Annotated in this window: 10 protein-coding genes and 1 pseudogene; 4 read left to right on the top strand and 7 right to left on the bottom strand. The window is 67.0% G+C overall.

Translation table 11 applies throughout. The annotated features are described in order from the left end of the window. Window positions 1-75: 75 nt before the first annotated feature. Complete coding sequence (locus tag ACIP4X_RS32280; RefSeq protein WP_391457105.1) at window positions 76-663, top strand: helix-turn-helix domain-containing protein; 588 nt, start codon at window positions 76-78, stop codon at window positions 661-663. Between the two features lie 90 nt (window positions 664-753). Here ACIP4X_RS32280 and ACIP4X_RS32285 read toward each other — a convergent pair whose 3' ends face one another. Together ACIP4X_RS32285 and ACIP4X_RS32290 are read right to left on the bottom strand one after the other, a co-directional pair. Beyond that, window positions 754-1242 (bottom strand): DUF5994 family protein, encoded by a 489-nt coding sequence (locus ACIP4X_RS32285; RefSeq protein ID WP_358737748.1) that lies wholly within the window; start codon window positions 1240-1242, stop codon window positions 754-756. Between the two features lie 371 nt (window positions 1243-1613). After that, a pseudogene (locus tag ACIP4X_RS32290) lies at window positions 1614-2387 on the bottom strand (IS3 family transposase). A 74-nt stretch (window positions 2388-2461) separates the two neighbouring features. On the opposite strand from ACIP4X_RS32290, the gene ACIP4X_RS32295 reads away from it, so the two are divergent. Beyond that, complete coding sequence (locus tag ACIP4X_RS32295) at window positions 2462-3061, top strand: group II intron maturase-specific domain-containing protein (RefSeq protein ID WP_391457103.1); 600 nt, start codon at window positions 2462-2464, stop codon at window positions 3059-3061. A 65-nt stretch (window positions 3062-3126) separates the two neighbouring features. Here the strand turns inward: ACIP4X_RS32295 and ACIP4X_RS32300 are convergent, their stop codons facing one another. Continuing rightward, entirely contained in the window at window positions 3127-3828 is a 702-nt protein-coding gene (locus ACIP4X_RS32300; protein WP_358737760.1) for an IS3 family transposase, read from the bottom strand. Between the two features lie 498 nt (window positions 3829-4326). On the opposite strand from ACIP4X_RS32300, the gene ACIP4X_RS32305 reads away from it, so the two are divergent. Continuing rightward, window positions 4327-5895 carry a hypothetical protein gene (locus tag ACIP4X_RS32305; RefSeq protein WP_391457101.1) on the top strand — a complete coding sequence of 523 codons (1569 nt, stop codon included), beginning with the start codon at window positions 4327-4329 and terminating at the stop codon, window positions 5893-5895. 26 nt (window positions 5896-5921) lie between these two features. Here ACIP4X_RS32305 and ACIP4X_RS32310 read toward each other — a convergent pair whose 3' ends face one another. Further along, window positions 5922-6221 (bottom strand): transposase, encoded by a 300-nt coding sequence (locus ACIP4X_RS32310; protein WP_401351724.1) that lies wholly within the window; start codon window positions 6219-6221, stop codon window positions 5922-5924. On the opposite strand from ACIP4X_RS32310, the gene ACIP4X_RS32315 reads away from it, so the two are divergent. Further along, a complete protein-coding gene (locus ACIP4X_RS32315; protein ID WP_391457097.1) occupies window positions 6129-6530 on the top strand; it encodes a hypothetical protein in 402 nt (133 codons plus the stop codon). The two genes, ACIP4X_RS32310 and ACIP4X_RS32315, sit on opposite strands and share 93 nt — an antisense overlap. Window positions 6531-6779: 249 nt before the next feature. Here the strand turns inward: ACIP4X_RS32315 and ACIP4X_RS32320 are convergent, their stop codons facing one another. From ACIP4X_RS32320 to ACIP4X_RS32330, 3 genes are all read right to left on the bottom strand, one after another. Then, complete coding sequence (locus ACIP4X_RS32320) at window positions 6780-8276, bottom strand: multicopper oxidase family protein (protein ID WP_358737755.1); 1497 nt, start codon at window positions 8274-8276, stop codon at window positions 6780-6782. Window positions 8277-9119: 843 nt separating this feature from the next. Beyond that, window positions 9120-10943, bottom strand: a complete 1824-nt coding sequence (locus ACIP4X_RS32325; protein ID WP_358737757.1) for a glycoside hydrolase family 15 protein — start codon at window positions 10941-10943, stop codon at window positions 9120-9122. Window positions 10944-11225: 282 nt separating this feature from the next. After that, window positions 11226-11906, bottom strand: coding sequence for a class I SAM-dependent methyltransferase (locus ACIP4X_RS32330; protein WP_358737758.1), 681 nt, complete (start codon window positions 11904-11906; stop codon window positions 11226-11228). Between the last annotated feature and the right edge of the window lie 89 nt (window positions 11907-11995).

The raw sequence follows: 11995 nt of genomic DNA on the forward strand, positions 1-11995 counted from the left end.
ATCGCTCCAGAACTGCTTCACCGAGGCTGATCTCGGGTGATGCCCGCGCTGAGCGATCCGGCACGATCGGGTCTCGTGTTCGTACGGATGATCTACCTGCTCGCCACGCGCGTCGTCGCGTGGCTCGTGCTGCTGTGCCGATCCTCAGCGGCGAAGAACGCGGAGATCCTGCTCCTGCGGCACGAGGTCGCGGTGCTGCGCTGCCAGGTGGCCGCCCCGAAGCCCACCTGGCCGGATCGGGCGCTGCTCGCTGCCTTCGCGCGAGTGCTGCCCCAGATGCTTCGCGGCCACCGGATCGTCTCCCCGCGCACCCGGCTGGCCTGGCACCAGCACCTGATCAGCAAGAAGTGGACCCAGCCGCCCCCGCCGGGGCACCGGCCCGAGAACAGTCATCAGCCCATGAGGCGGCGCGAGCGCGCCATGAAGGGCTTCCGCTCCAGCGGAGCGGCCCGGAGGTTCCCTGCCGCCTTCAGCCGGATCTCCGGCCACCTCCGGCCCCGACGCCATCTGATCACAGCGAGTGGCTATCGCACCGGGACGACCGACCGTCCGCATCCGGAAGACCGTCACCAAAGCCCTCACGACCGCCTGACCAGGATGCCCCCGGCCCGGCCGAACTCACCTCCAGCACCCCTCAACTCCCCTGCCGCAACAGCAACTTGACAACACCGCCTGTTGCGCCGCGGACGCGGGGCGGCCCGATGTGTGGTCCGTTCGGCGCGGGAGCACCAGGAGGGCGCTGGGCTGACCGGTTCAGTCCGGGCGCAGGCCGAGCAGTTCGGCGGCCGGGGTGTTGTTGCCCGGCGTCGAGGCGGTCGCCATGGCAGCGGCGGCCACGCCCGGTTCGGTGTCGGGTGGGATGACCAGGACGAGGATGTGGTCCTGCATGCTCTGGCTGAGGCTCATCGTGTCCTTGCTGGTGGCGCACCAGCCGATCCGCACGGCCAGGCCGTCCGCGGTGACGGTGCGCGGGACGTCGTCCCAGGCGGTGCTGGACAGACTCACCCGGAGGATGCGGCCTACGTGTGCGCTGACCGCGGTGAGCATGTCCGGCAGTTCCGCGCGGATGTCGCGGGAGCGGGGCCACCACGCCCCGTCGAAGAGTCCGGCGTGGGACAGGGTCGGGTCCAGCGCGAGCCGGGGCAGGTGGGGGGCCCCGGGCCCGGCCCAAGGTCCCGTGGAAGGAAGTGGAGTGGACATCTCGGGCGCCGCCCGTCCGGTCCGCCAGCGGGGACCGCTCATCTGCCCGAGGGTGACGCCGACGTGTCTGCCGGTGCGCGGGAAGCCCTTGGGTACCCCCCCCACACTACTGCGGGAACCATCCGGATCGACGGCGGGCGTAGCCTGGGCATTGCCCAGGACTTCCCGTATCCCGGTGTACGTTCCGGTTTCACCCTGAGTGATCGACGATGTCCGGGCGGCCCCAGGCCGACCCGGAGACAGGCGCCTGTGACGCCGTGCCCGTACCAGATCTCCGACGACAGCTCCGTTGATCGAGTCCAGGACGTCCTCGGCAGCGCGCACGTCGGCTACCTGCCGCTGGCCCCCGTCCGTGCCACCGCTCACCAGCGTGGGCCCTGCGCGCCCCGGCATGGCGCTGGGAGTCGCCGCGCTCACGATGAAGGCCCGACGCCTGGCCGGTGTTGCATCCACTGGTTGAACCTGATCTGCGAGCCCCTGTCCGCATGGAAGATCACCCCGTCCACGTGGCCGCCGCAGGTCGCCACGGCCATCTCCAGGGCGTCGATGACCAGTTCCGTGCGCATGTGCGTGGCCACCGACCAGCCGAGCACCCGGCGTGAACAGTTGTAGATGACGCAGGCGAGATACAGCCACGTCCCGCCGACCTGCACGTATGTGATGTCGCCGCACCACTTCTCGTTCAACTGCCTGGCGGAGAAGTTGCGTTGGACGAGATCCGGGGCCGGTGGTGCAAGCCGGTCGGGGACCGTGGCGCGCTTGCGGCGCCGTAGGTGCTGGCCCTCGATACCGTGCTGGCGCATCAGGCGCTCGACGCGCTTGCGGTTGATGGTGTGCCCGAAGCCGCGCAGCTCGGCGGGCCTTCACTTCATCTCCTTCGCGAAATAGGCGGCTGCCCGACGCAGGATCTCCCGCTCGAGTTCCCATTCCTTCTCCGCCTTGCGCAGCCGGCCGTTCTCCGCGCGCAGCCGGGCCAGTTCCTCTTCCCGGCTCTCCGCGCTCTGCTCGCCGCGGCCGTGATCGCGGCCCGCGTGTTCGTCGGCCTGGCGCACCCAGCTCCGCAGGGTCTCGCCGGTCACCCCGACATCCGCCGCGACCGCCGCATACGTGCGCTTCCCGCCCGCCGCGCGGTACAGCGCGACGGCATCGTTCCTGAACTCCACCGGATACGGAGACCTACGTCCCACCAGGACACGTTCCCTCGGATCTGCAAGATCCATTGTCAGAGTGTCCACACCACAGGGGTCGCCTCAGTTCAGCGGTGTCGCCTGTCTTGGCGAACCTGTTCCTGCACTATGCGTTCGATGCGTGGATGGTCCGGGAGTATCCGGGCTGCTCGTTCGAGCGTGACGCCGACGATGCGGTGGTGCACTGCCGCACCCTGGCGGAAGCGGAACGGGTCCTGGCCGCGCTGCGGTCCAGGATGGCCGAGGTCGGTCTGGAACTGCATCCGGACAAGACCAGGATCGTGTACTGCAGGGACGACAACCGTCGTGGCCGTTTTCCGGTCACCGATTTTACGTTCCCGGGGTTCACGTTCCGGCCGCGAGGCGCCAAGGACAAGCACGGGGTGATGTTCACCGCGTTCCTGCCCGCGATCAGTACCCAGGCTCAGATGCTCAATCCGGTGATTCGGGGATGGATGAACTACTACGGGCGCTTCTACCGCTCAGCGCTGTATCCGCTGCTTGATCGCATCAATACCTACCTGCTGCGATGGATCCAGAAGAAGTACCAGGTCGGGATGAAACAGGCCCTGCGGCGGCTGGCCCAAGGCCACGCGTTGCGCCCGAAGTACTTCGCTCACTGGACCTGGGCGGCCCCGGCGGGATCGAGGCCCAGAACGACAAGAGCCGTATGACGGGAGACTGTCACGTACGGTTCCGTGGGAGCCCGGGGGTGAGATTCCCCCGGGCGACCCGACTATTAGACCGGCGGCCGGGTGGTGACACCACCGCGCCCCAAGTTCAAGAAGAACGCCCCCGACTGGTACGAGGAGATGTACGAACGGCAGCGCAAGGCGCATTCCTCACGCCGTATCCGGGTCGAGCACGGCATCGCCCACCTGAAGAACCAATCCCTTTCCAAGGGAATCCCGAGGGAATGCCGCAGTTTCTCGGATGTTCGATTCGGGTGCTGGATGTATGTCTTCTGAAGAACGGGCCTCGATGCCTCTCGCCAGACCGGTGAAATCCAGCACCTGTGAGCGTCAACACCCACCTCGCGCACTCGTTGGTGTTGGTGGTGCGAGCCCACTCCGCGGTGACCTCTTGATACGCCCGAGCCTTCGAGCTCCCGCTCAGACCGAGGCCCGCGGTATGCGCTGGCGCCACGAACGGCTCGTGAGGTGGCGGCACATCCGCGCAGCGGTTGATGCCTGGGATTAGTGCGACGCGTGGCCCGCATGCGTTCGTGACCAGCGCAAACATCAGAACGTCGGGAAGGAACTGGTTCGGTCGTTGCCTCGTCGGCGTAGTGATTTTCCTCGAATTCGATGGGGCTGAGGTAGTCGATCCGTTTCTGGATGCGGCGGGAATGGTAGAAGCCGTCGATGTATTCAAGGAGCGCGAGGTTCACTTCGGCCCGGGTGGCGAAGACGAGGCCGCGGACGCACTCGGTCTTGACCAGCTGACCCGGCGTGCGGTGAGCTTGATGGGCGTGTACTGCCCGGGTTCAAGGAATCGTCGCAGCACTGTCTGTCAGCGAGTCTTGGGTGAGCCTATAGGTTCTGAGCCGCACCAGATTGGTGTCGGCTCCAATGACCCAGGCCGCGTGTCGGCTTCAATGGCCCAGGCCGCGTGTGGTTATATCGTGACAGCGAAGGTGATGACGATGGCAACTACTAGTCAGCACACCCACTGTCATCGGCTATCCAGCGGCACGTACGCAAGGTTGTGTCGGCGCTGGGAACCGCGCATCGCGAGCAGACCCTTATGGGAGAGACGTGGTAGCACGGCGAATCGGGCGACGGCCCTCAGCGGCGGCGCACTCACCTAGTCCTCACCTTCTATTTCAACCCCCGACCCCTCCGATGCCCATTAGTGGCAGGAAGGTCAGTCCCGGTCATTCGAGCAGGTCAGACCTTCGATGCAGGGCGGTGGCGGGCATCTACTCCACAGTGGCGGAATGCGTTTCATGACAGATAGCAACGAAAATGCGCGTGCGGAACGATCACGCGGGAACTTGAATAGGCGACGCCTTCTTCTTGGGACGGCGGGCACCCTCGGTACTGCTCTAGCATCCGCTGGCATCTATGAGGCGATCGACAGCATTGCAAGACCACCGGACCGGGCCGCTGTCGCCGACAGTCCGCCCATCCAGGAACAATATATCCTGCAGAACGAGCAGGTGGTGATGGTCAATGGCTCGGGCGTGAAGAGTAGGAATGGCGCGATTGCGGTCCGGGTGCCGGCCCTGCACGATCATGTCATTACCGCAAGGCTGAATGTGCCGGCGAAAGCTAAGGCGTTGCAGGAGGCGCAGCACCACCTCGAGTCCGCCCTCCTGGGTCTGGAACGTCAATTTCCGCCCACTCCAGCAGGAGTGGCCACCACGGTAGCCTGGGGACTTTCCTACTTCCAGCACTACATCCCAACTCTGGGCAAGACGTCAGGTTTCTTCAAGGCGGGAACACCTTACCCAGCGTATCTGCCGGTCGATTTGATGACCTCCAAGACGGAGGGCCGTACCGTATATGCGCTGCAGGAGGCCAGGACGTTTCCCAGCGACGAGCCCCCGCCCGGCTTCGGGCCGGTCCGCTTGGAACAGAACGACGTGGCCGTGCTACTCCGCAGTGACTCGCTCGCCAATATCAAGGCAGCCCAAAACGCCCTCTTCGGGCCTGGAAGCAACCAGGCGGGCAGCCTGTTCAAGGTGACGAGTATCCGCCAGGGCTTCTCCGGGGGCGGTTTCTACGGGCAACAGGGCCTGCCGAGCAAGCTGGCGCTGGCAGCTAATATCCCCGGTGCACAGTCGATCCCTCGACAGGCGCAAGGCTTCCTCGGCTTCGCCACCACCCTGGACTCGAATATGGGACCCGGCAACATCGCCAATCTGGAGACTCTACCTGGCCTCACCAATCAGTGGCCCAACGGTTACTTCAAACAGGGGACCACCATGCATCTCTCGCATCTGTTTCAAGATCTGGTGACCTGGTATGAACAAAACTTCCCTCAGTACGCGGATCGCGTCCAGGCGATGCTCCAGCCCGGCCTCTCGCCCGCGCCGGGTACGCTTGCCCTCCAACCGCCAGGTCAAAGTGAGGCCGAAGTGGCGCAAGGGGTCCAGCGGTACCACGCCTACGGCCACACTGGGAGCATGTCGAAGGTGGACAGCACCACGTCACCAACGACCAGCAATTACGGGAAGGCCTACCCCACGGGGACGACCATCCCCGTGCGCGGCGATTTCGACACGCTGGACAATCCATTCCACTACACATCCGATCCGACGGCAGACCACTACAGCAAGAAGCCAGCGGCCGGGTTGCACTTCATTTCGTTCCAGCCGACGATTGCATTCTTCAATCTCGTTCGGCTCTCGATGGACGGCCACTATCCAGATATGACGCTCCCTATCGCACCGCGCAGCCCCCACGCCGGCATCAACTCGATCCTGCACACGACCCACCGGCAGAACTATCTGGTTCCACCACGTCGCCATCGCTCCTTCCCGCTCGCCGAGTTCCTTGTCTGACACGAGCCGCGCGTCGCGCCCTCAGGTCAAGGAGCGCCGTCACCTGGGCCGGGTCGGGTCGAGCTGCGCGGCGAAAAAGCCGAGGCCGTGCGCAGCACCTCGTTCGCCCGCTTGAGCTGGACGTTCTCCCTACGCAAGGCCGCAAGCTCCTCGCGCTCGCCGGTGGTCAGCCGGCCGCCGCGTTCGCCGGCATCGGCCTCGGCCTGACGGATCCAGGTCCGCAGGGCCTCGGGATGGACTCCGAGGTCGACGGCCCGCCGCTTGATCTGCACCTCGGCCCGGTCGCCATCCACTGCGCGATCCTGCGGCCCGGCAAGAACGACCACCTGCCCTCTGGACCGACCGAGGTCAGCGGGTTCGCCTTCGCCGGGGACGACCGAACCGTGGCACGCGTGGATGTCTCCGCCGACCACGGCAGCACCTGGACTTCCACGGATCTCGACCCCCCGGAGAATCCCTGGACCTGGCAGCACTGGCGCGCCATGGTCACTCTGCCCCCCGGTGAGGCCGAGCTCATCGCACGCGCCTGGGACTCCACCGCGGCCGTGCAGGCCGAATCCCCGGCGACCGTCTGGAATCCCAGGGGATACGCCAACAACGCCGCGGCACACCTGCACATCACATGCTGTCCCTGAGTGAACGCCTTGGCAGAACGGCAGGGCCCGTTGCTGCCGCTCCGCCACGGGTCAGGGGGGCACCCCGACCACCGCGGTACCCGTCAAGGGCCACTGACGCGGCCGAGGGGGCTTTCTGTCCGTGACAGCAACATCGTCCCCCAAGGCATCGCGTGGCAGGCGTTTTTTCGAGGACGGTCGGGGCGGGCGTCAAGCTGAGTGACCCAGGTCAGGCCTGGTGAACGGGGCGGTCGCACCGCGTGTCGGCGGTCATCCGCTGTGGGTGGCCCGGGGTCGCGCGCCGGGCGGAACGATGTTCAGGACGGCCATCATGCCCATGTCCTCGTGATTGAGGATGTGGCAGTGATACACGGTCCTGCCGGTGAAGTCCCGGAAGTGGATGCGAACGACGATCGCACCACGTTTCGGCACGTTCACCGTGTCGTACACGCCGTGGGTGGGGTCGTGGGCCTTCCCGTTGGTGCTCATCAACTGGAAGTGGTTGGTGTGCAGGTGGAAGCTGTGGTCCTCGTCCGAGTCATTGCGGACGGTCCACTCCTCGACGGTGCCGAGGGTGGAGACGAAGTCGGTCCGGTTCGGGGCGTACGTCCGGCCGTTGATGTAGAAGACCGTGCCGGCCTTGTTCTCCGTGAAGACGACGGTCTTGCGGTCCGCGATCGTCGCGTGGCTCAAGTCCTCGTAAGGGCCGAGGTCGGTCGGGAGCGCGGCCCGCGTCATGGGCGTGCCACTGGTGACAACAGTGGCGAGGTCGGCCCGGGGGAACTGGTTCCCGGCCGGGCCGGTGTTGTACGGCAGTGTCTCCAGCCGGGTGGTGCCGGGAGCGCCGCCCTGGACCAGGACATCGAAGCGAGCGGCGGCGGGAACGAGCAGTGTGTCCTCGGCGTGGACCCTGCCCACGGGAACGCCGTCCTGAGCGATCACGTGGAAGCGGGCGCCCGGAAGGTGCAGCTTGTAGTAGATGTTGGCGCCGATGTTGGCCAGCCTCCACAACTGGGTCTCTCCCGGCCGGATGTGGATCGCCGGGTTCTGCTGGCCGTTGACGGTGCGGTGGGTGGACGCGCCGATACTCAGGGGATGGGTCTTGATCGCGTCGCCCTGGACCTGGAAGTCCTTGAGCGCGATGGTGTGCTCGGTGATGTTCCGCAACGACGGAGGCAGGTGCTGCTTCAGACCTTCGACGACGAGGACGCCCGACTCACCACTCGCGACCTGCGGGGCGGACAGCATGTCCGCGTGTGAGTGGTACCAGAAGGTGCCAGTGGGGTGACTGAGCGGCAGTTGATAGGTGTAGTGGTACGACTGCCCGTACTTGATGGAGATGAAGATGTCGTCGGAGGGAGCACGCGGCGACACGAAGAGACCGTGCGTGTGCAGATTGGTGTACTTGTCGGTTTTGTTGATCATGGTCAGGTCGATACGGTCGCCGGGCCACACGCGCAACGTGGGCGGCATATAGGCCCCGTTGTAGGTCGTCGCGTACAACTGGCGGTTGCCGACGCGGACCTTTCGCCGTTCCACCACGATCGTGGTCCTGAGGAAGCCGTCGCGGCTCACCACCTCCGGAGGATCCTGGAGCCGCGGCCCCGCGCCCGGCGGTGTGGGCCCGCCCTCGACCACGGACCCCTGCGTGTCGCTGGAGCGCTCGCTCGGTGCACTCCCCGCGCAGCCGACGAGCCAGAGCGCGGCGAGGAGCAGACCGGCGACGATGCGGGACGGCGAGGAACAACGCGTACTGGGCAGGGTCACTTGTCTCCCCAGGGGAGCGGGCGGGCCCCGACCGGAAATGTCCGGCAGGCGAACCGTATGCTGATGGTCAATCAGCCGGAGAGTAAGCGTGCAAAGATCTCGTGCCGCACGGCCACGCCCGGCCTACGGTGCCGATTCGCCCGAATGAGTCCCCTACGATCGCCCATGATGGACTTCGAGAGCTCCGCAGTGCTGCGAGCTGCGCTACAGCGCCGTTGAGGAACCGTGAGCGAGGATATTTCGAGCACCACAGGTCAGGACGCATCCAGGCCCTCGCCCGTGGCTCGCTCAGCGCAGTCGCAGAAGCGGTCCCGCTGCGTCCCGGAGCCTGCTCGCCAGATCGGCGCCCTCTCGGGCGATCCTCGGCAATTGCTCGGTACTGTCGGGCTCCAGCTCTTGCAGCGCCCGCGCGATCACTGCGCTGCCCCCGACGCTGGGCAGCCGGTTGTGCTTGGTGCCGGGCAGGGGTCGGTCGCCGTGGGATCAGCCTGGCCAACGATGACATGGGGCATCCAGTCCGGTGGCAGCGGATGTTTTCCGGGCCACTGCCCGCGGTGCGCGGAAGGCGTGGCCCCCAGAAGGAACTGCGGCCGCTCGTTGCGGCACGACTCAGCATCGCCCCGGATGACTACGACACCCACCTCGACGTCGACCTCAGGGTCCTGGAAGACGATCGGGAGCCCGCAGCATGACCCGCATGGCCGGCATCCGACCTTCCCGGCTGAAGACAAGGCCGGTGGGGGCCGTCATGGGCGTCTTCGTTACGGGCAGAGACCATTCACTGTGCGCCTGCGTGAGTGCGCAGATCGGTAGGGCGGTTGGCGCTACACATTAGTTGTTGGCCTACTGGGCGGGCGTTGTTTGTCGCTCGGCATCGCGGATGGCGCGAGCGGCGTTGATGAGCCCGATGTGGCTGAAGGCTTGAGGGAAGTTGCCGAGGGCCTCTGCTGTGGTGGCGTCGGTCTCCTCGGCCATCAGGCCGAGGTCGTTGGCGTGTGCGAGGGCGGCTTGGAAGGCGTGTCGTGCACGGGTGGTGTGGCCGGTGAGGGCGAGGGCTTGGGCAAGCCAGAAGGTGCACAGCAAGAAGGCGCCTTCTTCTCCCTGCAACTCGTCGGTGAGGTAGCGGCGGACCAGGCCGTTGCGGTCGGTCAGTTGGGTGGCGATGGCCAGCACGGTGGACTGGATCCGGGGGTCGTGCGGCGGCAGGAAGCCGACGATGGGCAGCATCAGGGCGGAGGCGTCGAGGTCGTCACTGTCGAATGCCTGGGTGAAGGCGCCAAGGCTGGGGTTCCAGCCGCGTTGTTCGATGGCTTGGCGGATCTGGTCGCGCTCGTGCTGCCAGTGGGGCAGGCGTTCGCCGGCCTGGAGGGCGGGGGCCATGGCGATGGCGCGGTCCAGGGCGACCCAGCACATCAGCTTCGAGTGGAGGAGGTGTCTGCTGGGTCCGCGTCTTTCCCAGATGCCCTGATCCCGGTGGGTCCAGCGCTGGGCGGCTGTCTCGGCTGCCTGAAGCAGGAAGGTGCGGGTGGCCGGGGCGAGAGGCTCACCGGGCGGAAGGGTCTGGTGAGCGGCATCGAGGAGTTCGCCGTAGACGTCGAGTTGGCGTTGACGCCATGCGTCGTTGCCGATCCGTACGGGGCTGCTGTCGCGCCAGCCGGTCAGGTGCGGCAGGAGCCGCTCGCTCAGGTCGTGTTCGCCCCCGATGCCGTACATGATCTGCAGGTCGACGCCGCGGTCGAGTTGGGTTGCCGCAGCCCGGGCGAGGAAGTCGAAGAACCGGTTCTTCTCCTTCTCGCAGGCGGCCGTGGCGAGCGCCTGAATGGTGAAGCTCGCGTCGCGGACCCAGGTGTAGCGGTAGTCCCAGTTGCGCATCCCGCCCTTTTTCTCGGGCAGAGAGGTGGTGGCTGCGGCGACGATTGCCCCGGTGGGAGCGAAGGTCAGGGCTCTCAGCACGCGTCCGCTGTGGCTCACCTCGTCCTGCCAGGGGCCGACGTAGCCGCGGTGGAGCTTCGACCAGGAGCGCCAGCCTTCGATGGTGTCGGACATACGGCGCCGGATCCGCCCCGCTCGCCAGCCCACCGACTCCCTTTCCCAGGCCGACCCGACGTGCAGGGCGAATCCGAGGCGGTGCCCCGCCGCGAGCGGGATTCGGCCGTGCGCTGTGGAGCCGCTCACCCGCAGGTCGACGGGGCTCGACAGCAGCAGAACGTGGGCACCCCCGTACGCCGCGAGCCCGCCTCGCACGGCTGAGAGCAGGGGGTGGACGAGTCCGAACTCCGGGCGCGGCGCGTAGTCGATGTCGATGTTCACCCGCCCTTCGGTGCAGGTGATCCGCCGCAGGAGCGTTCCGGGAGAAGCGGCACCGAGCGCGTGCCCGCGTTCACGCCGCCCCAGGGCAAGGGCATCGTGCAGGACCGCCGTACCCGCGGCTGTGCGGAAGGTCGTCTCCAGAACAAGGGTGTCTTTGACGTAGCGGCGGCTGATGTCGACCGGGCCGGTAGGGCGGATGGACCAGTGGCCGGCGTCCTCGTCGAGGAGTCGAGCGAAGATCGCCGGGCTGTCGAACCGGGGCAGACACAGCCAGTCCACCGAGCCGTCGGAGGTCACCAACGCGGCCGAGCGGCAGTCGGACAGCAGAGCGTGGTCACCGATCGGTCGCGCACTCATGTGTCGCAGCCCGTCTACCGTGGGCCGGACGTGGCCCGGCTTGGACGACGTGAGCAGCCGCCTGCGCCGCAGGTCTCTTCAGGTGTCTGACGAGTGTCATTGATCCCAGCCTCCTTGCACAGCAGAATCACCCCCACCCAATCAGCACGATCGGTTGATCGCACGTGCCGGCCGCCGGCGGTTGCCCCGACCGGGTGGCGCGACGACCTGGTGTCGCACCCCGCGCTCGGCGTCTGGGCGGCGTACGTCGTGTCTCCTTGCCAGCGCGTCGTCAACCCCGCCTCAGCAACGACGTCCCGAGGATGAGTCCTGGCGGCCGAGGGCGAGGAAGCATCGGTGGCCGCATCTCCACTGGCCGGTGACGCTGAGGGCAAGGTCCTCGGCGATCCTGTGGAGCGCTGGTGCTCCCAGACACGCCCAGGGAAACGGCGGCCCCCTGCGGCCGTGGATGTCTTCGAACCAGGCGGTGCACAGCTCCTCGACGTCGTGAGGGTCGACCTCGACGAGGAGAACACCCGTCGGCGCGGTGAGCCGGATGGAGCGGCACAGCAGGGCGCGCGGGTCACCGCCGATACCGATGTTGCCGTCGATGAGCAGGACGGTCTGCCAGCTTCCCTCGGCCGGTAGCCGGTTGAACACCGATCGGCACAGTGCGATTCCGCCGCAAGCGATGGTATGAGCCACCGCGCGGGGAGCCACGTCGACGCCCAGCGCGAAGATTCCGCGGCTCAGGAGTGCCCTGCACAGCCGGCCCGGGCCGCAGCCGACGTCGAGAACCGGGCCGACGCAGCGATTGAGCACGGAGTCGTCGGCCACGGTGGGCTGCGCGTACCAGCGATCCACAGGCATCCGGATCCGACGTCCGTCCCCCGAGCGTAGGTACACCTGGTCGCGGCCGCTGCGCAGGGCGAGCGCGTAGGGGTCCGTGCCGGCGCCCGACGCCCGGTCCTCGCTGGACGTCATGGTGCGGCGTCGTGACCTGGTGCGGGTCGTTCCTCGTCGGCGCGGGCGGCTCGACGGACACGGCGGAGTTTGAGGGCGAAGGTCACGGC

Origin of the sequence: Streptomyces sp. NPDC088817 (assembly GCF_044750345.1) — a bacterium.
GTDB lineage: Bacteria > Actinomycetota > Actinomycetes > Streptomycetales > Streptomycetaceae > Streptomyces.